Annotated in this window: 18 protein-coding genes, 1 tRNA gene and 1 pseudogene; 9 read left to right on the top strand and 11 right to left on the bottom strand. The window is 51.7% G+C overall.

The genetic code is table 11. The features are described from left to right. Window positions 1-153: 153 nt before the first annotated feature. Window positions 154-588, bottom strand: coding sequence for a hypothetical protein (locus tag KKF06_07875; protein MBU1617669.1), 435 nt, complete (start codon window positions 586-588; stop codon window positions 154-156). 116 nt (window positions 589-704) lie between these two features. On the opposite strand from KKF06_07875, the gene KKF06_07870 reads away from it, so the two are divergent. After that, window positions 705-3,428: a valine--tRNA ligase gene (locus KKF06_07870; protein MBU1617668.1), complete on the top strand. Its 2,724-nt coding sequence runs from the start codon at window positions 705-707 to the stop codon at window positions 3,426-3,428. On the opposite strand, the gene KKF06_07865 is transcribed toward KKF06_07870, so the two are convergent. From KKF06_07865 to pgsA, 5 genes are all read right to left on the bottom strand, one after another. Continuing rightward, window positions 3,425-4,243 carry a TIGR00282 family metallophosphoesterase gene (locus tag KKF06_07865; GenBank protein ID MBU1617667.1) on the bottom strand — a complete coding sequence of 273 codons (819 nt, stop codon included), beginning with the start codon at window positions 4,241-4,243 and terminating at the stop codon, window positions 3,425-3,427. The two genes, KKF06_07870 and KKF06_07865, sit on opposite strands and share 4 nt — an antisense overlap. Beyond that, a complete protein-coding gene (rny, locus tag KKF06_07860; GenBank protein ID MBU1617666.1) occupies window positions 4,230-5,777 on the bottom strand; it encodes a ribonuclease Y in 1,548 nt (515 codons plus the stop codon). Before rny ends, KKF06_07865 begins: the two co-directional genes overlap by 14 nt. A gap of 27 nt (window positions 5,778-5,804) precedes the next feature. After that, complete coding sequence (gene recA, locus KKF06_07855) at window positions 5,805-6,833, bottom strand: recombinase RecA (protein MBU1617665.1); 1,029 nt, start codon at window positions 6,831-6,833, stop codon at window positions 5,805-5,807. Between the two features lie 158 nt (window positions 6,834-6,991). After that, the gene (locus KKF06_07850) at window positions 6,992-7,546 is read right to left on the bottom strand and encodes a CinA family protein (protein MBU1617664.1); all 555 of its coding nucleotides are present in this window, start codon (window positions 7,544-7,546) and stop codon (window positions 6,992-6,994) included. After that, complete coding sequence (pgsA, locus tag KKF06_07845) at window positions 7,507-8,034, bottom strand: CDP-diacylglycerol--glycerol-3-phosphate 3-phosphatidyltransferase (protein ID MBU1617663.1); 528 nt, start codon at window positions 8,032-8,034, stop codon at window positions 7,507-7,509. Before pgsA ends, KKF06_07850 begins: the two co-directional genes overlap by 40 nt. A 133-nt stretch (window positions 8,035-8,167) precedes the next feature. On the opposite strand from pgsA, the gene KKF06_07840 reads away from it, so the two are divergent. The 7 genes and pseudogenes from KKF06_07840 to KKF06_07810 all read left to right on the top strand — a co-directional run bounded on the left by KKF06_07840 (window position 8,168) and on the right by KKF06_07810 (window position 13,078). After that, window positions 8,168-8,863, top strand: a complete 696-nt coding sequence (locus tag KKF06_07840) for an rRNA pseudouridine synthase (protein MBU1617662.1) — start codon at window positions 8,168-8,170, stop codon at window positions 8,861-8,863. A 93-nt stretch (window positions 8,864-8,956) separates the two neighbouring features. Further along, on the top strand, window positions 8,957-9,916 hold the full coding sequence (locus KKF06_07835; GenBank protein MBU1617661.1) for an ROK family protein: 960 nt from the start codon (window positions 8,957-8,959) through the stop codon (window positions 9,914-9,916). Between the two features lie 15 nt (window positions 9,917-9,931). Further along, a pseudogene (locus KKF06_07830) lies at window positions 9,932-11,176 on the top strand (aspartate kinase). A gap of 26 nt (window positions 11,177-11,202) precedes the next feature. Further along, window positions 11,203-11,820, top strand: a complete 618-nt coding sequence (plsY, locus tag KKF06_07825; GenBank protein ID MBU1617660.1) for a glycerol-3-phosphate 1-O-acyltransferase PlsY — start codon at window positions 11,203-11,205, stop codon at window positions 11,818-11,820. Window positions 11,821-11,835: 15 nt separating this feature from the next. Next, entirely contained in the window at window positions 11,836-12,237 is a 402-nt protein-coding gene (locus tag KKF06_07820; GenBank protein MBU1617659.1) for a bacteriohemerythrin, read from the top strand. A 64-nt stretch (window positions 12,238-12,301) separates the two neighbouring features. Beyond that, window positions 12,302-12,375: transfer RNA gene (locus KKF06_07815), tRNA-Pro, on the top strand. 61 nt (window positions 12,376-12,436) lie between these two features. Next, on the top strand, window positions 12,437-13,078 hold the full coding sequence (locus tag KKF06_07810) for a dual specificity protein phosphatase family protein (GenBank protein MBU1617658.1): 642 nt from the start codon (window positions 12,437-12,439) through the stop codon (window positions 13,076-13,078). Here the strand turns inward: KKF06_07810 and KKF06_07805 are convergent. From KKF06_07805 to KKF06_07790, 4 genes are all read right to left on the bottom strand, one after another. Beyond that, entirely contained in the window at window positions 13,075-13,665 is a 591-nt protein-coding gene (locus tag KKF06_07805; GenBank protein ID MBU1617657.1) for a MarC family protein, read from the bottom strand. The two genes, KKF06_07810 and KKF06_07805, sit on opposite strands and share 4 nt — an antisense overlap. A 3-nt stretch (window positions 13,666-13,668) precedes the next feature. Then, window positions 13,669-14,727 (bottom strand): cell division protein FtsZ, encoded by a 1,059-nt coding sequence (gene ftsZ, locus KKF06_07800; GenBank protein MBU1617656.1) that lies wholly within the window; start codon window positions 14,725-14,727, stop codon window positions 13,669-13,671. Window positions 14,728-14,813: 86 nt separating this feature from the next. After that, window positions 14,814-15,566, bottom strand: a complete 753-nt coding sequence (locus tag KKF06_07795) for an FtsQ-type POTRA domain-containing protein (protein MBU1617655.1) — start codon at window positions 15,564-15,566, stop codon at window positions 14,814-14,816. After that, window positions 15,550-16,467, bottom strand: a complete 918-nt coding sequence (locus KKF06_07790; GenBank protein ID MBU1617654.1) for a D-alanine--D-alanine ligase — start codon at window positions 16,465-16,467, stop codon at window positions 15,550-15,552. Before KKF06_07790 ends, KKF06_07795 begins: the two co-directional genes overlap by 17 nt. Before the next feature lie 79 nt (window positions 16,468-16,546). Here KKF06_07790 and KKF06_07785 point away from each other — a divergent pair, with 79 nt between their 5' ends. Continuing rightward, complete coding sequence (locus tag KKF06_07785; GenBank protein ID MBU1617653.1) at window positions 16,547-17,626, top strand: isocitrate/isopropylmalate dehydrogenase family protein; 1,080 nt, start codon at window positions 16,547-16,549, stop codon at window positions 17,624-17,626. Here the strand turns inward: KKF06_07785 and KKF06_07780 are convergent. Continuing rightward, a partial coding sequence (locus KKF06_07780; protein MBU1617652.1) for a class A beta-lactamase-related serine hydrolase occupies window positions 17,610-18,470 on the bottom strand: 861 nt, incomplete at its 5' end. The genes KKF06_07785 and KKF06_07780 overlap by 17 nt on opposite strands.

Here is an 18,470-nt window from a genome sequence, read left to right as displayed (position 1 = left end):
GATCAATAAATGGGCGAAAGAATATGAAGTCGAGATCGAAGGCTCGGAACTGGTCGGAATGATCCCGGCGAGCGCTTGTTTTGAGGGGATGAAAGAGTATTTACATCTTCCTTGTTTAAAGGAAGAGATGATCATTGACCGTTGCTTGTAAAGCTACTTCTTTTCCGGATGGTAATAAACGCGGTGTGAGTTTGGCAGTTCCTCGACATTGACGACAACCCCGCTTAATTCAGGATCGGCGGAGGTGGTTGGAGAAGGATGGCCGAATGAAAGCGTGTCCTCATTGACCACTGAAGGGAATGATCGGGATTGACCGTCTAATAAATTGCGACCGTGTAAGGCTACTTCCCTCATGCTTTCCCGATATTCATCAATAACCTGGGTCAGGATATCATATTTGATCATTCTTGTTTCCTCAAGATCGAACGCTTGAGGCTTTTTTTCTAAAAATATGACTAGGTGGAGCAATTCGTTCATGTTCAATGTTCCGGCGGATGCTTTAGCGGCTAACTTTGAAATGTTTGGCCGGATCAAACAATAGATTTGTTTTTTTACGGTCGAAACAGTGACCTTGCCTATCCTGATCATAATTAATTCCTTTCACTTGAACTACAGGATTATCCAATAAAATATGCCGGAATTTCAGGTCTTGTTCCAGAATCGCCTGATCTTTGCTATAATTAGACGATAATCGAGGAGAAACAATGAGCGAAGAACTAGCTAAGGTCTATAATCCAGCCGAAGTCGAACAAAAGTGGTACGCTTTTTGGGAAGGGACTGGTCTATTCAAGCCTGCCGCAGGGACTAAGGGACTCGGGGCTGGGAAGACCTTTACGATCGTAATCCCTCCTCCCAATGTCACCGGTTCGCTTCACATGGGCCATGCTTTAAATAACTCCATTCAGGACCTGCTGATCCGCTACAAAAGAATGAACGGCTTTGAAACCCTTTGGGTCCCCGGAACCGACCATGCCGGGATCGCCACCCAGAACGTAGTGGAACGGGAGCTGAAAAAAGAGGGGAAGAAGAAAGAAGACCTGGGACGGGAAAAATTTGTCGAGAAGGTCTGGGAATGGAAAAAGGAATACGGGGGACGGATTACCAGGCAACTGCGCCGTTTAGGGGCTTCTTGCGACTGGTCACGCGAGCGCTTCACCATGGACGAAGGGCTTTCCCTTGCGGTCCGCCGCCATTTTGTCCAGCTTTATAACGAGGGTTTAATTTACCGTGGAAAGCGGATCATAAACTGGTGCCCGCGCTGTAAAACAGCCCTGTCCGATATCGAAGTTGAACACGAAAACAAGAACGGTTTTCTATGGCATCTAAAATATCCGGTAGAGGGGAGCAAGGAGTTCGTAGTAGTTGCCACCACCCGGCCGGAGACGATGCTGGGGGACACCGCGGTCGCTGTTAATCCCCGGGATGAACGCTATAAGCGCCTGGCCGGCAAGAACCTGATCCTGCCGCTGGTCGGCCGCCATATTCCTATAATTAAAGATGAGTTTGTTGATCAGGCTTTTGGGACCGGAGCGGTCAAGGTTACTCCGGCGCACGATCCGAACGACTATGAGATGGGGATGCGGCACAATCTCCCTTTTATTAATGTTCTCACGCCAGATGGTCTGATCACGCTTGGTGAATTTGGAAGTGACAAAGAGCGGCAGGGAGTAGCGGGGATAGAAGGGTTAGAGCGAGGGAAAGCGAGAGACGCGATCGTTAAATTGCTTGAAGAACAAGGCTTTTTGGCTAAAATTGAAGATTACCAGAATTCGGTTGGTCATTGTTACCGCTGTAAGACAGTGATCGAGCCGTATTTGTCTGACCAGTGGTTCGTTAAAGTAAAACCGCTGGCTGAAAAAGCGATCGCAGCGGTAGAAGAGGGTCAGATCAAGTATATTCCCGAACGGTGGACCAAGGTTTATCTCCAATGGATGACCAACTTGCGTGATTGGTGTATCTCCCGCCAGCTTTGGTGGGGGCACCAGGTCCCGGCCTGGTATTGTGGGGGAATGACTAATGATCCGCCTAAGGCGGATCAAATGACAAATGGATGTTGTGAGATTGTTGTAGCGGAAGAAAAACCGGAAAAATGCCCGAAATGCGGCGGGACGAATATGGTTCAAGATCCCGACGTATTTGACACTTGGTTCTCGTCAGCCTTATGGCCATTTTCTACGTTAGGCTGGCCTAATCAGACAGAGAACCTTAAAAAACATTACCCAACAGATGTTTTGGTGACCAGTTACGATATTATCTCCTTCTGGGTCTCCCGAATGATCATGGCGGGGGTCCATCTTATGAAGAAAGAGCCGTTTCACACGGTCTATATTCACGGATTGGTGAAGGATATACACGGTAAAAAGATGAGCAAGTCGTGGGGGAATGTAATTGATCCGCTGGAAGTGATCGATCGGGCGGGGGCGGACGCTCTCCGCTTTGCTTTTATTTCGCTGATCGCCGGCCAGGGGCAGGATGTTAAGCTCTCGGAGGAAAAGATCACCGAAGCCCGTAACTTTGCCAACAAGATCTGGAATGTCAGCCGGTTTGTGCTGATGACCAGGGACCAGGGACCAAAGGCCAGAGACCAGGAGCCAGGGGCCAGGGAGCTGGCTGATCGCTGGATCCTCTCCCGTTATAACTCAACGATCGAAAAAGTATCCGCCTCGATCGATTCTTTCGAGTTTGGTGAAGCGGCCAAGACCCTTTATGATTTCATCTGGTCGGAGTTTTGTGACTGGTATGTTGAACTGGCCAAGATCAGGTTATATGGGGATGATAGCAACGCTAAAGCGGCGGTTCAGGCGGTCCTGATGACCGTCCTTGAAGGGACAATGAAGATCCTCCATCCATTTATGCCGTTCATTACCGAAGAGACTTACCAGCGCCTGAAGGGACGAACGGTGGTCAATCCGGAAGAATCACTGATGGTTCAGCCCTGGCCGCAAGCGGACAGAGAGGAGATAGATCCTAACGCTGAAGAAGCAATGGCGTTCACTATGGAGGTAATCAGGGCGATCCGGAACATCAGAGCGGAATTTAACGTTTCTCATGGCAGCGACGTCGAAGTTGTGATCGTAACCGGACAGAAGCCGGTCGAGGCATACATCAAAGCTTTGGCCAAAGTGAACAGGTTAACAATTGTCGCTAAACTTGACGCCAAGCCGCCGCAGTCGGCATCTGCGACGATCACCGGAGCAAGCCTCTACGTCCCGCTAGGGGGCTTTATTGACCCGAACAAGGAAATTGCCCGCCTGACCAAGGAAAAAGAAAAGCTCTCTGCTGAGATCATTAAGATCACGGAACGGCTGGGGAACGCGAACTTTGTCGCCAGGGCCAATCCGGAAGCGGTGCAGAAAGAAAAAGAGCGGCAAATCGAGTATAGCGAAAAAGTAAAAACGCTGGCGGAGCGGATCAAAGACCTCGGTTAGTTTTCCTCGACATTTAGTGGTTCAGTGACCCTTTTAATCCTTTCAATTTCCAGGGCTTTCCCGCTTTTAACGTCCAATGTAATGACCACCCCGTTGAACAGCCCGGGCCCTTCGTTTGCCGGTTCCAGACGTTCGGGCATTTGCGAGATGATCCGCCGCATGACCTGCTCTTTTCTCATCCCGATAATTGAATCCATTGGGCCGGTCATACCAACATCGGTTATAAAGGCGGTCCCGCCGGTCAGAATACGTTCGTCGGCGGTTTGCACGTGCGTGTGGGTGCCGACGATCGCCGAAACTTTGCTGTCCAGAAAATACCCCATGGCGCATTTTTCCGATGAGGCTTCGCCGTGAAAGTCGACCAGGACCAGGTTGGTTTGTTCTTTGATTCTGGGGAGGACCCGTTCGGCCGCCTGGAAGGGGCAATCCATACATTGCATGAATACCCGGCCGTTCAAATTTAGCAGGCCGAGCTTGATCCCTTTGACGTCGATGATCACATGGTCTTTGCCTGGGGTGCCGGGCGGGTAATTGGCCGGCCGGGCCATTTTTTCAAAAAGCGAAGCTTTGTTGACGACTTCCTTCTTTTCCCAGACATGGTTCCCCATAGTGAAGGCGTCGACCCCGGCGTTGAGCAGGTCGTTATAGATCTTTTCGGTGATGCTGAAACCATGGGCGCAGTTCTCGCCATTGGCAATAGTTACGTCGACGGCAAACTCTTTTTTCAGGTCGGGGAGCAGGCGCTTGGCGACCGATCGCCCGAAAGCGCCTACAATATCCCCAATAAATAACAGCGTAAGCTTATCTTGCGACATCCGATGCTCGAATTTCCCGGACAACGGTGACCTTGATCTCGCCCGGGTATTCCAATTCCGATTCGATCTTCTTGGCGATATCGTGGGCCAGCTTGGTCGCCAGGTCGTCTGATATCCTATCCGGCTGGACAATGACCCTGACTTCCCGTCCTGCCGAGATGGCAAAGGTCTTTTCAACCCCTTCAAAAGAGTTGGCGACGCTTTCCAGCTTTTCGAGCCGTTTAACGTAAGCTTCCAGTGAATCGCGGCGCGCCCCGGGCCGGGCGCTGCTGATCGCGTCGCAAACCTGGACGATGACCGCTTCAATGGTCTTTGGCTCGACGTCGTTGTGATGGGCTTCCATGGCGTGGAGGACCTCCGGAGATTCTCCAGCTTTTTGCGCGAAGGTTACACCAAGGCGGACGTGGGTCCCTTCGACCTCCTGGTCAATTGCTTTCCCCAGGTCGTGCAAGAGGGCGGCCCGTTTGGCCAGGGCGACGTTGGCGCCGAGTTCGGCCGCCAGCATGCCGGCCAGGTGGGCCATTTCGACCGAGTGCTGAAGAACGTTCTGCCCGTAGGAGGTCCGGTAATGAAGCCGGCCGAGCAGCTGAATGATGACCGGTGGAACTCCATGCACGCCAGTCTCCATGGTCGCCCGCTCGCCATGTTCCCACATGGCATTCTTGAGCTCGGTTTTGGACTTTTCGTACATTTCTTCGACCCTGGCGGGGTGGATCCGGCCGTCGGCGATCAGTTTTTGCAGGGTGAGCCGGGCGGTTTCGCGGCGCAGGGGGTCAAAGCTCGAAAGAATGACCGCTTCCGGAGTGTCATCGACGATCAGGTCGACTCCGGTCTTGGTCTCAAAGGAACGAATGTTGCGCCCTTCCCGGCCGATGATCCGCCCCTTCATGTCGTCGCTGGGGAGTTCAACCATTGAAGTCGTGGTCTCCACGACATGGTCAACGGCGCAGCGCTGGATAGCAGTCGCCAGGATCTCACGGGCCCGCCGGTCGGACTCTTTCTTGATTTCCTCTTCGCTTGATTTGATCCTTTTAGCGACTTCAACTTCCAGCTCCTTGTCCAGTTTTTCCAGCAGTTCTTTTTTTGCCTCCTCTTTGGAAAGAGTGGCGATCTTTTCCAGCTGGACGATCAACTGCTCCTTGGCGGAGACCAGTGTTTCTTTGAGCTTGACCAGGTCTTCCTCGATCTTCTTGATCTGCTTGTCCCTGACATCGATATTCTTCTCTTTGTTTTCCAGGTGATCTTCACGGGACTGAAGCCGCCGCTCCATCGCGGTCAATTCATTCTTCCGTTCCTTGGCTTCACGCTCCAATTCCGCCCGCTGGCGGAGCGCTTCGTCTTTGGCTTCCAGCACCGATTCTTTTTTGATCCGTTCCGCCTCTTTTTTAGCCTCTTCGGTCACCCGCCGGGCCGATTCTTCGGCGATCCGGAGCTTCTGGCCGGCCAACTGCTGTTTGATCAGCAGATAGGCGATCGCCAGTCCGAAAACAACGACCGCGACTATCACCACATAAAACAATGAAAATACCGACATGATAAAAAACCCCCTCTAGGTAAAATGCTACTCTTTATGGGCCAACGATTTACGGATCTCACCCTCGATCTTGGTCGTGATCTTGCCGTTTTCTTTGAGGAACTTGACCGCCCCGTCAAAACCCTGACCGATCTTTTCTCCGCCATAAGAAAACCATGAGCCGCTCTTTTCGACCAGGTTCAAATTGACCGCCTGGTCAAGGATGTCGGCCTCCCGGAGCAGTCCTTCTCCGTGGATCAGCAGAAAGCTGGCTTCGCGGAACGGCGGCGCGACCTTGTTCTTGACAACCTTCACCTTGACCCGGGTCCCGATGATCTTCTCATTCTCTTTGATCTTTTCTCCCGCCCGGACGTCGAGCCTGACCGAGGAGTAGAATTTGAGCGCCCGGCCCCCCGGCGTGGTCTCCGGATTGCCGAACATTACCCCGATCTTTTCGCGTAGCTGGTTGATGAAGATCATCACGGTCTTCGACTTGCTGATGACCGACGTCAATTTGCGCAGGGCCTGGGACATCAATCTGGCCTGCAGACCCATGACCGCGTCTCCCATTTCCCCTTCAACCTCGGCTTTTGGCACCAGGGCGGCTACCGAATCAACGACGATAATATCGATCGCTCCGGAACGGATCAGGGTCTCGGCGATCTCCAGGGCCTGCTCACCGTAATCCGGCTGGGAGATCAGCAGGTTGTCAATGTTGACCCCCAATTTTTTCGCGTAAGCCGGGTCCATGGAATGTTCGGCGTCAATAAAAGCGGCCACGCCTCCCCGTCGTTGGGCTTCGGCGATCGCGTGCAGGGAGACGGTCGTCTTGCCTCCCCCTTCAGGGCCGTAGATCTCGATGATCCGGCCTCGCGGGAAGCCTCCGACCCCAAGGGCCGCGTCGACCGACAGGGCGCCGGTCGGAATGACCTCAACATTTAACTTGGACGCTTCTCCCAATTTCATGATCGAACCTTTGCCGTAATTCTTCTCGATCTGGGCGATCGCTATCCCCAGCGCCTTGGCCCTTTCACTGCTTTTCTCGGCGGTTTTTTCAACACTTTTCTCGCTAACCATAATATTGTCCCCCTTCAAATATTCGAATAAACATTTAAATATACAACCCAAACACGCACGCAGGAACAAAGGCCTGGCAGCCTTTTTCCTGAAAGACTTCTCAACTCCTTAAAGTTTGTTTTACCTACCGCAAGCCTTTCAACCTGCGGAACACGCGGTCATTGTTTGTCGATCTCCCCGCCTAAATGGAGCCAGAGCAAGCCGAGAGCGGCGGCAGCTGTTTTTTCCCTGATCTCTTCGCGCTTGCCATCGATATTTAATTCCTTCCAATCGGTCCCGTTGTTGCTGGCGACAGCGACAAAAACTTTGCCGACCGGGGCCGGAGGGATCGGGTCGGGGCCGGCGACTCCAGTCGCGCCCAGTCCGATGTCGCTTTTAAAACGTTTCCTGATCTCTTCAGCCAGGGCGACGGCGACTTCACGGCTGACGACGCCGAACTGGCTGATGAGAGCGGGAGAAACGCCAACCTGGGAAACTTTGGTCCTGGTGGAATAGCAGACGATGCCGCCAGTAAAAAAATCAGAGCTTCCGGCCATGCTGGTCAGACGACTGGAGATAAGACCGCCGGTCAGCGATTCGGCGACGGAGATGGTCAACCGCTGCTCTCGCAGAAGTTCGGTTACCTGCTGGTCGGTATTCCGCCCAAGGGCCGACAGGACCTGGCTGAAAAAATTTAAGTTGTTTTCAACTGTTTGATCAGTTCGCTCTGCCATAAATAGGCGCCTCCGGAAACTAGCGATAGCGCCACGGCGATCCAAAGAGCTAATCCTGCGAGCGGGAGATTTAAAATGATCATAAAGACCGCCAAAACCTGGATAACGGTCTTCCATTTAGCGACCGGGCTCGCGGCAAAGATCTGCCGCCCGCGAACGCTGGCAATGATAAACTCTCTCGCGCTAATTAAAATGACCGGGACAGGATCAGCTTTTCCTAGGCCGGTTAACGCTATCAATACAGAAATGACAAGGATCTTATCCGCTAAGGGATCGAGCAATTTTCCTATCTCCGAGACCTGATAGTATTTACGGGCAATATATCCGTCAAGGGCATCGGAAAAAGATAGAAAAAGGAAGGTAACGGCTGCCAGACCATATAAACTGAGCAGCAGGAACATTACGCAGACCGGAACCAGAGCTAACCTTAATAACGTTATTTTATTTGCTAATGATATTTGTTTGAACGAGTCGATATATTTTTTCAATTAAAACACCGGATATTCTGATTAACTCACTTATTTCCTTTTTCTGAAACTATGAGAATTTTAACATAGTGCGGGGTGGCTGACAAGCTTAAATACCGGGGTATTTCCGCCAATATGTTAAAATAACAAATATATGCTGACCAGACTGCAAAAGTACCTGGCTGATTGCGGCTACGCCTCCCGTCGCCGGGCTGAAGAGATAATCTCGGCCGGACGGGTAAAGGTGAATGGAGAAGTAGTAAATGTCCAGGGGGTCAAGATTGATCCCGAGAAAGATGAAATAACCGTTGATAATATTAAAATATCAAATAATAGCAATAAAATATACATATTAATGAATAAGCCCAGAGGGGTGACTTCAACTTGTGCGCAAGAAGAAACAGCGACTATTCTTGACTTAATAAAAGGGGTAGAAGGACGATTGTTCCCGGTGGGCCGGCTTGATCGGGACTCCGAGGGGCTGCTCCTGATCACTAATGATGGAGAGGTCGCCTTAAAACTAACCCATCCCCGCTACGAGCATGAAAAAGAGTATGATGTTGTGGTTGACCGGCCACTTTCGCCAGCCGAAGTAGACAAGCTCAAGCGGGGGATCTATCTTGAAGGGAAGAAGACCCTCCCGGCCGGGGTTATGGTCATAGATCCCCGACGGATCAAGATGATCCTCAAAGAAGGGCGGAACCGCCAGATCAGGAAAATGATGGAAGCGCTGGGGAACGAGGTCGTTGCTTTGCGTCGGGTCCGTCTTGGGAAATTAACCCTGGGAGAGCTGCGGCCCGGAGAGTGGCGGTATTTAACGGACCAGGAGATTTCTGCGCTTCTTCCTTAACCTGCTTTCACTCATCACAAATAACAATTGAAATTATCAAGGGCACTTTATGATAAACAGATGAGACGAATGAAATATTGAAGGGAGAAAACAATGAGTGTCAGCAGCAGAGTTGCGAATTATGTTAATAGGCCGGTGCGCCGGGTTTTGGCAGGAGATATCGGTGGGACCAATTTACGTTTGGCGGTCGTGAAACAAGGCCAGATCGAAAAATCGGTGAAATTGCCGATGGCCGGATTTTCCAGCGCGAAGGAATTGGCAGAAAGGTCAGCCTTGGAGATCTCTCGGCTGGAGATTGAAGGGGTTACGACCGGCGGGATCGGTTTTCCCTGCCCAATCGACGAGAAAACCGGTGAGCCGCTCTTTTCCCCGCCAAACCTCAGCTTTGGTTTCAATGGCTTTATTGCCGAATTGTCGGCCGCGACCGGTATGAGGATCCTTGGTTTCAATGACGCCCGCTCCGCTGTGATGGGTGAAGCGATGTTTGGGGTCGGCCGGGGGGATGATGTTGTCATCTGGCACGGGATCGGCACCGGCTACGGCTTTGCGATAGTTGATGGGAAAAAAGAGATCTTTCCGTATGCTAATGAAGGGGGCCACTTCAAAGTGGTCAATCCGATCCTGGATCTGTCCGCCAGGGAATGCGGCTGCGGGGCCAAAGGTTGTGCCGAGGCCTATGTCAGCGGGACTGCCATGGCTAAACATTATCTTCAATTAACTGGAAAAGATCTGACCGGGAAAGAGGTTGGCGACGCGTTTCTGGCAAAAGAGACGCTGGCGATCAAAGTTGTCAATGAAGCCATGGCTCATCTGGCGCTGGCAATCTCCACCAGTCATGCTTTGACCTTAAAGGGAATTCATGTTTTAGGCGGAGGAGTGGCGCAAATTGGCCAACCTTTGCTGGATACATTAAAAATGATGCTGCGTTCGCCAGGGATCGTTTCCTGGCCGCAACAAAACGATCTTTCCTCAAAAGTTGTTCTATCCGCGTTAGGCGATGATGCCGGCCTGTTGGGAGCGGCGGTTCTAGCAGAAATATCAGTTAACCCGTGATATAATTTCTAGGTCATGTCAATAATCGTTCACAAATATGGGGGGACTTCCGTCGGGAACCCGGAAAAGATTAAAAATGTTGCTCAACGGGTTAAAAAGGCCAAAGCGGCCGGGCATGATGTGGTGGTCGTTGTTTCAGCGATGGGGGACACTACCGACGAATTGATCGACCTGATGAACAAGGTGACCAACAGCCCTGATCCGCGCGAATATGACATGCTGGTTTCGACTGGCGAACAGGTTTCCGCCGCCCTTTTAGCCATGGCCCTGCAAGCGATCGATTGTCCGGCAATTTCCTTGACCGGCGGCCAGGCAGGCGTCATGACGGAAGACATTTATAAAAAAGCCCGCATTAAAGCGGTTCATCTTGATCGGTTAAAGGAAGAATTAAGATCCGGTAAGGTGGTTGTGATCACCGGATTCCAGGGGATAGACAGTCGAGGGGACATCATTACCATTGGCCGGGGGGGATCAGATACTTCGGCCGTAGCCATTGCCGCCGCGCTTAAAGCCGACGTTTGTGATATTTACACTGATGTCGATGGGGTTTATACGACCGATCCCCGGATCGTTAAAGAAGCCCGGAAGATAAAATATATTTCATATTAAGAGATGCTGGAACTGGCCAGTTTAGGCGCTCAAGTCTTGCATCCGCGTTCAGTTGAGTGCGCCAGTATTTATGACATGGCCATTCATCTCCGTTCCAGCCTGAAAGATGATGAGGGCACATATATAATGTCGCCGTCAAGGATTGTTAAGGAGGCAGGGAAAATGGAAAAAACAGAGGCGGTTAGGGGGATAGCGCTTGATGATAATGTGGCCAAGATCGGCATCCTGAAAATGCCGGACAAGCCGGGTATTGCCGCCCAACTATTTGGCGCGCTGGCAAAAGAAAAGATCAACGTCGACATGATCGTCCAGGCGATCAACTCGCAGGGAACCCACGCCGACATGGCTTTTACTGTCGAGAAAACCGACCTGAAAAAAGGGGTTGAGGTTGCCGAGAAGATCGCCAGGGAATTGCATGCCGATAAAGTTATTTCTGATGCTGATGTTTGCAAAATCTCTCTGGTCGGGGTAGGGATGGTCAGTCAACCGGGGACCGCGTCCAAGATGTTCAGCACCCTGGCGGAAAACCAGATCAACATTCAGATGATCAGTACATCGGAGATCAAGATCTCCTGCATTATCAGGGCGGAGCAGGGGAAAAAAGCGGTTCAGGTCCTGCATAAAGCCTTTGGTCTGGAAAAAGTCTCCTAGGGAACGGATCCTTTAAGCGAATGTTAATGAATTATATTTTGACCCCGCTTTATATTGTTTTTGCCTATTTACTGGGGAGTATTCCTTTCAGCCATTTTTTTCCTCACAAGATCAGGGGGAAAGATGTCCGAAAAGAAGGATCCGGCAATGTCGGGGCGACCAATGTCCTGGTGGTCGCCGGGCCCTGGCCGGCGCTCCTGGCTTTGTTGGGGGATATTGCCAAAGGTTATCTGGCGATAATGGGAGCCCGTTTGGTCGGCCTGACTGATTGGGGGATCGCCCTGGCTGGTTTAGCCGCGATCGCGGGGCATGATTTTTCGGCTTTCCTGATGTTTCGAGGAGGAAAAGGGGTTGCGACGACTGGAGGGATATTGTTGGCTCTTGACCCTTTGCTGACCCTGGTCGTGGTTTTCTTTTGGCTATTTAGCTTTTTGGTCGTCCGTTATTTTATTCCGGCGACCGTGCTCGTTATTTGCCTCCTGCCGGCGATATTTTGGCTTGGCTCCTGGGGAATAGAATATATTGTTTTTGCGATCGGCGCGGCAGGGCTGGCTCTCTATGCCCATCGCTTTGATCTCCAACGGTATTTCAGCGGCAAAGAAACGACGATCAGCGAAGCGTTGAAGAATTTAAGAAATAAATAAACAAGAGGTGTTCAAATGCCAATAAATTGGACGGATGGAATGAGCGTTAATGTCAAAGAGATTGATGACCAGCATCAATATTTTTTAAATATGCTCAACGATCTGTATCAGGCGCATTATTTTCGTAAAGAACTGGTGCTTGGTGATGCAGTAAATAAATTGGCCGCTTACGCGAAGCTCCATTTTAGTACCGAAGAAAAGTATTTTGACCAGTTTCATTATGATGGGGCCGAAGAGCACAAGCGGATCCATCGGGATTTGCTGGGCAAGGTCGCGGGATTTGTAGCAAGGTACGAAAGAGGAGAAACTAACATTATTGGTGAGATGGTTGAGTTTTTAGAGGCTTGGCTGGTCGATCATCTGATCATTGAAGATAAAAAATATACGCGATGCTTCAATGAGCACGGTTTATATTAAAAGTCAGACAACTAACGCGATTCTTGAACATAATTCCGAAAAAGTGATAGAATAAGCCAGACAGCGGGGCGTAGCTTAGCTTGGTAGAGCGCACGGTTCGGGACCGTGAGGTCGGAGGTTCAAATCCTCTCGCCCCGATATGTTTACATGGTAGAGCGTCCCGATCGGATCGGGAAGGTCGTCCGCCAAAGGCGGATGGGTGATTTTAATTATTAAACGAGTTGTTTTAATAGCCGCATTAATTTTCTTGTCCGCTTTTTTAGCTTTTGCCGATCCATCAATCTGTCAGAAATTCCCTGGCGGTAAAGTTTCCGGTCGGGGGCCTTTCCCTTATAACTGCCGCTTGATCGATGGGCATATCTGGGCTGGCGGACACCCTTTGAGCCCCAAAAAGTTCGACAATAGCGATGGTCAGGTTTTATCGATCATGAAGTTTCTAAAAGAGATGGGGGTTAAGGACGTTGTTGATCTGGAAAACTCCTCAGCCGCCCAAAAAAGATACGGGAAACTTCTGGCAAAAGCTGGATTGAACCGCTTACATATTCCGATGAGCTCCTCCAAGGTCCCGACCAAAGACGAATGGTCGAAGATTAAGGAAAAAATGAAAGGACCGGTTTATCTCCATTGCCGCTGGGGGGCCGACCGGACCGGCGCGGTCGTCGCCCGCTACTTGATCGAAGACTGCGGTTATTCGACCGTAGAGGCCTGGCGGGCGGTAATTAGCGGAGGCAGCCATGCTGGAGCGCTTGGAGGGTTGAAAAGAAGCCCGGAATACCGCAATTTAATTTTATTTATTTCACCTCAAGCGGCTGGCAACAAAGTATTTAAGGAATATTTTTAAAAGAGCTTGAAGATCCCAAAGATCCCTTCGCGAACGAACTGGATCGCGATGGCGGCGATCAGGATAGCGGAAATTTTGGTCAGGATCAATGACCCGTTCTTCCCCAGAAAACCATAGATCTCGTCGGCGTAATGAAGCACGATCCAGATCAGGACAAAACAAGCGGAGATCGCGCTGAAAGCGACCAGATAGCCGTATGTTTTGAACATGACCAGAGAAGCGGTGATCGCGCCTGGGCCCACCAGCAGCGGGCAGCCGAGCGGAACGATCCCGACGTCTTCTTTGTGTTCGAAGTTGATCCGCCCGCGCAGCATTATTTCAATTGCGATCCAGAAAAGAAGAATGCCGCCGGCGATCCGGAAGTCGTCGAGCGTAATACCAAAAAGCTCAAAGACCGCGGTCCCGGCCAGGAGAAAAAGTATCAAAATAATAAAACCGGTCAGGATAGAAGAGGCAAAAACTGACCGTTTTTCTTTGACGCTCAACCCTTCCGTAAGTCCCATAAAAAAGGGGAGATTGCCCGGGGAGTCGGTGATAATAAAAAGCGCGATTAATGATTTTAAAAAAGGAAAAAAGAAAAGCTCCATGATCTAGCGCATAAAGGGCGGGAGCTCAATGTCGTCTTTGTGGCTGTCTGCGGTTGGTTTTGGCTGGATCGCCTGGTTCTGCCTCGGCCGGATGAACGAGACGCTCTCTTTTTCCCGGTTTTGGACCGACTTGAAACCGGTAGCTATGACCGTAACTAATACTTCCCCCTGGAGCTTCTCGTCGATAGTCGCGCCAAAGATAATATTGGCGTCGGGGTCGCCGGCATTGTAGATAACCTCGGCCGCTTCGTTGACCTCATATAGAGTCAGGTCAGAGCCGCCGGTAACGTTAAAGATGATCCCTTTAGCTCCGGTGATCGTTTCTTCAAGCAGAGGAGAGGCGATCGCTTTTTCGGCCGCTTCAACCGCCCGGTTCTCGCCGCTGCCGCTGCCGATCCCCATCATGGCGGAACCGGCTTCGAACATAATGGTCCGAACGTCAGCGAAATCAAGGTTGATCAGCCCGGGAACAGTGATCAGGTCGGAGATCCCTTTTACCCCCTGGCGGAGAACGTCGTCGGCGATCTTGAACGCTTCGATGATCGATGTTTTTCTCTCGACCACCTGAAGGAGTTTGTCGTTGGGAATGACGATCAGGGCGTCAACTTTTTCCTTGAGGAGGGCGATCCCTGATTCGGCCTGGGAATTACGGACCGGACCCTCGAAGCGGAACGGCCTGGTCACGACTCCAATGGTCAAGCAGCCCAGTTCTTTGGCGACTTCAGCAATGATCGGCGAGGCGCCGGTTCCGGTCCCGCCCCCCATTCCGGCGGTCAAGAAGACCATGTCGGCCCCCTGCAGGGCGAGCTTGACGTCGTCGCGGCTTTCTTCCGCCGCCTTCTGGCCGACTTCAGGGTTGGCGCCGGCCCCAAGACCCCTGGTTAATTTGGCTCCCAGTTGAAGTTTGTGATCGGCCAGAGAAACGCTCAAGGCTTGCAGGTCGGTGTTGGCTGCCCAAAATTCGACGCCAACTACGCCGCTGCTGATCATCCGGTTGACAGCATTAGTTCCGCCGCCGCCAACCCCAAAAACCTTGATCGTCGCGAAGCCTTGACCGCCCATTTGTTCTTCTCCTTGTCAGGGAATTTTCTGCAATTTTAGCATACGTTGTCGGAAAAGCAATCCTCCCCGGGGCCGGGGGAAATGAATTATTTTTTATATTTAATGACCGGTGTTTCCGGGAAACGGACGTCAATATATTCAACTTCGTTCCAGCGCCCGCCGATCAGCGGGAGAAGTCGTTTGACGACGGCGATCTTGGTCTTGATCAGCGTGTCCTGGCCAAGGTTTATCCGGAGGACGTCGTCGAGCAGGATGCTGATCCGGCGATAACTGCCGACCTCCAGGTTGATCCGCCTGGAGCCGAGAAGATGGGCGAGCTCAACGACCGTATCGTTTATTAAGTAGGCAAGTTTTGGCGTGATCCGCCGGTTCCAGGAGATCTCAATGGTCCCCAATCCGGAAATGACCGGAAGTTCGACGCTATTTGCCAGATGAAGGTTCAGGTCGGGTTCATTGTTCAGGATGATCCCTTCCCGGTCGACGATCGTGAATCGCCCGTCAATTACCAGGATCGCGACCGGCTGGCGCTCTTCCACGGAGATCAAGACGGTGGCCGGAGGGCGTCGGCTGATCCGGGATTGTTTTAGGGCGCCAACCTGGTTGAGCCGGTCTCTGGCGGGGCGAAAATTGGCAAAGAAAAGGTTTTGGCCGATCGGCAGGCCGCTTAGTTCGCGCAGTTCCTGCGGACTGATCATGCTGGTCCCTTCGACCGCGATTTCCTGGATATTCCAAATGGAAAGAGAGAAGCCATAGTAGCCAATACCGGTCAGGGCGAGCAGGAAAAACAGGGCGGCGATCGCCCGAAAACGGGACCGCTTTTTCCTAGAACGCGCTTTCAAGGATTTTTTCCACCAATTGATCAAAGGATATCCCGGCGCTTTTGGCTTCGGCCGGCAGGTCGGAATGTTCGGTCATGCCGGGGAGGGAGTTGACCTCGGTGACGTAGGGGATCTGGTCGTGAGAGACGATCATATCGACCCGGGAAACGCCATAACAGCCAAGCACTTTATGAGCGGCCAGGGCGATCTCTTGAGCCTGCCTGTAAAGCGGGTCGGGGAGGCGGGCCGGGATGATGAACTCGGTTAATCCGGTGGTGTATTTAGCCTCAAAATCATAGAATTCTTTTTTAGGGACCAGCTCCAGGATGGGGAGGGCCTGGACGTTTTCTCCCGTGCCAATGATCCCGACGGTGATCTCTTTGCCTTTGATGAATTCCTCGACAAAGAGCTCTTTGTATTCCTTAATGGATTTTACCAGTACGCCTTCTAATCCCTCGCCGTTCTTGAGAATGGCAACGCCAAAGCTGGAGCCTTCGGAAATTGGCTTGATGACAAGCGGAAAGGGGAAGATCCGGCGGATCTTGGCTGCTTCAGTTTTTACGTCGGTTTCCCGGTCGATCGGAAGATAGCGGGGGGTTGGGATATTGGCCGCGTCAAAAAGCCGTTTGGCGGCCAGTTTGTTCATGGCCAGGGCCGAGGCCAGGACCTTGGAGCCGGTATAGGGGATGCCGGCCAATTCCAGCAACCCCTGGACCGCCCCGTCTTCGCCAAACTCTCCGTGCAGAATGTTATAAACCAGGTCGATATTGTTTTTCTTGAGATCGGCTGCCAGATTATCGGTCAGGTCGAGTTTAATGACATTGTACCCCTGGCTTTTCAACGACTCAAAGACCCGTTTGCCGGAGCGGAGCGAGACATCCCTCTCGCGGGAGCGGCCGCCGCACAGGACGGCGATCTTCATTTTTTTGATATTTTTCATACAACCCGCCTCCGGCGGGCAAATTTGATTTTAGCACCGAAAAAAAGTATAATCAATAATCATGACTTACAAGATCACCCTTATACCCGGCGACGGGATCGGTCCGGAGGTTTCGACCGCGGCTAGGCGCTGTGTTGACGCGACCGGCGTCAAGATCGACTGGGAAATTGCCGAAGCCGGGGCCGATGTTATTGCCAAATACGGCACGCCGCTGCCAGGTTCGACATTGGAATCGATCCGCAAGAATAAAATAGCTTTAAAAGGGCCGCTGACCACGCCGATCGGGACCGGTTTCCGTTCGGTTAACGTCGCGATCCGCAAAGAGCTTGACCTTTACGCCTGTCTTCGCCCCTGCAAAACTTTCCAGGGAGTAAGAAGCCGCTTTGAGAGCGTCGACCTGGTCGTAGTCCGCGAAAATACCGAAGACCTTTATGCCGGGATCGAATTTGAAGAGGGGAAACCGGAGACCAGGAAACTGATCGGCGAGATCGAGGCTTTTTCTAAAAAGAAGATCAATCCCGATTCCGGCCTTTCCATTAAACCGATCTCCATTTCGGGGACCAAGCGGATCGTCAAATATGCTTTTGAATATGCGATCAAGCACAACCGGAAGAAAGTGACCGCGGTGACCAAAGCGAACATCATGAAGTTCACCGACGGTCTTTTTTACGCCGCTGCCCGGGAAGTAGCCAGGGAATATGAAGGGAAAATCGAGTACGAAGAGCGGTTGATCGACGCGATCTGCATGCAATTGGTCCAAAATCCGCGCAATTTCGATGTATTAGTGCTGCCTAACTTGTATGGTGATATTATTTCCGACCTCTGCGCCGGTTTGGTGGGGGGGTTGGGGGTCGCGCCGGGGGCTAATTTTGGCAAAGAAATAGCGGTGTTTGAGGCGATCCACGGTTCGGCCCCAAAATACGCCGGCCAGAACAAGGTCAATCCGACTGCTATGGTCCTTTCGGCGGTCCTGATGCTCGACCATCTGGGTGAAAAGGAAGCGGCCGGCAGGCTGGAGAAGGCGGTAGCCAGAGTGATAGCGGAGAAGAAAAGTGTAACTTATGACCTGAAAGCTGACCGGAACGATCCGACCGCTGTTTCGACCTCGCAAATGGCCGACGCGATCATCGCCGCTTTGTAGTTCTCGTTTTTCTGTAGACCCGTTTTTTAGGCCACCTCTTTTTGGTGATTATTTTCTTTTTGACCGGTTTTGGAAAAACGACCTTTTCGCCGGTATACTCTTCATACGCCGCCTGCGAAAGTTTATTGACCAGCAGACGGGCGTTCTTTTTCATAGTGAATCCGTTGGTAAATATGGCCAGAACGTAGTTCCCTGATCTGGTATAAACAATGCCGACATCGTTTAAAATGCTGGTCAGATTGCCAGTTTTATCGGCGATTTTGGTCCCGGGCGGGACTCCCTGCCAAAGTCCCCAACGATAGACCTGATTGCTCATGTATTTTAGCATTTCCGCGGCTGAGGCTTCGCTGAATCCATCCCGCTTCTCGATCCGGCCGACTAAATGGGCCATTTCCAGAGGAGTGGCAAGGTTCCTGTTTTTCAGCGGGGGCTCACGGAGCATGGTTGGGTCGGCAATGACAATATTGGAGAACCCCCTGGTTTCTAGAAATTGGCCAATTTTATCTAAACCAACGTTATTGATGACCATTTTAGTTGCGGTATTATCGGAGCGGGTGATCATCAGCGAGATCAGCCGGCGGAGAGAATAATAGCGTCCGAACTTGGTCCACTGCAGGATCCCGGAGCCGCCAAGTTTGTCTTGCGGCCCGTAGGGGACTTTGGTTTCAAGGTTTATCTCCCCCTTTTCTGCCAGCGCATAGGCGGCCGCCATGACCGGGATCTTACCGACCGAGGCGGTTGGGAATTCAGCTGTTCCGTTGATAGTCAGCTCCTGGCCGCTTTTTAGATCGATAAAAGCGACTCCGACCTTCAGGCCGTGAGGCTTGGTCAGAGCGGAGAAGCG

This window comes from Candidatus Margulisiibacteriota bacterium (genome assembly GCA_018822365.1).
In the GTDB taxonomy this organism is placed as follows: Bacteria; Margulisbacteria; WOR-1; order O2-12-FULL-45-9; family XYB2-FULL-48-7; genus XYB2-FULL-45-9.
The sequence above is the reverse complement of the archived record's forward strand: the minus strand, read 5'-3'. Positions and strand labels throughout refer to the sequence as shown.

Excerpts from the sequence above, each read along its gene's own strand:
- KKF06_07865 (MBU1617667.1), bottom strand. The coding sequence starts at position 4,243 with ATGTCGCAAGATAAGCTTACGCTGTTATTTATTGGGGATATTGTAGGC.
- KKF06_07870 (MBU1617668.1), top strand. The coding sequence starts at position 705 with ATGAGCGAAGAACTAGCTAAGGTCTATAATCCAGCCGAAGTCGAACAA.
- rny (MBU1617666.1), bottom strand. The coding sequence starts at position 5,777 with ATGTCGGTATTTTCATTGTTTTATGTGGTGATAGTCGCGGTCGTTGTT.
- recA (MBU1617665.1), bottom strand. The coding sequence starts at position 6,833 with ATGGTTAGCGAGAAAAGTGTTGAAAAAACCGCCGAGAAAAGCAGTGAA.
- KKF06_07840 (MBU1617662.1), top strand. The coding sequence starts at position 8,168 with ATGCTGACCAGACTGCAAAAGTACCTGGCTGATTGCGGCTACGCCTCC.
- KKF06_07805 (MBU1617657.1), bottom strand. The coding sequence starts at position 13,665 with ATGGAGCTTTTCTTTTTTCCTTTTTTAAAATCATTAATCGCGCTTTTT.
- KKF06_07875 (MBU1617669.1), bottom strand. The coding sequence starts at position 588 with ATGATCAGGATAGGCAAGGTCACTGTTTCGACCGTAAAAAAACAAATC.
- ftsZ (MBU1617656.1), bottom strand. The coding sequence starts at position 14,727 with ATGGGCGGTCAAGGCTTCGCGACGATCAAGGTTTTTGGGGTTGGCGGC.
- plsY (MBU1617660.1), top strand. The coding sequence starts at position 11,203 with ATGAATTATATTTTGACCCCGCTTTATATTGTTTTTGCCTATTTACTG.
- KKF06_07835 (MBU1617661.1), top strand. The coding sequence starts at position 8,957 with ATGAGTGTCAGCAGCAGAGTTGCGAATTATGTTAATAGGCCGGTGCGC.
- KKF06_07785 (MBU1617653.1), top strand. The coding sequence starts at position 16,547 with ATGACTTACAAGATCACCCTTATACCCGGCGACGGGATCGGTCCGGAG.
- KKF06_07790 (MBU1617654.1), bottom strand. The coding sequence starts at position 16,467 with ATGAAGATCGCCGTCCTGTGCGGCGGCCGCTCCCGCGAGAGGGATGTC.
- KKF06_07820 (MBU1617659.1), top strand. The coding sequence starts at position 11,836 with ATGCCAATAAATTGGACGGATGGAATGAGCGTTAATGTCAAAGAGATT.
- KKF06_07850 (MBU1617664.1), bottom strand. The coding sequence starts at position 7,546 with ATGGCAGAGCGAACTGATCAAACAGTTGAAAACAACTTAAATTTTTTC.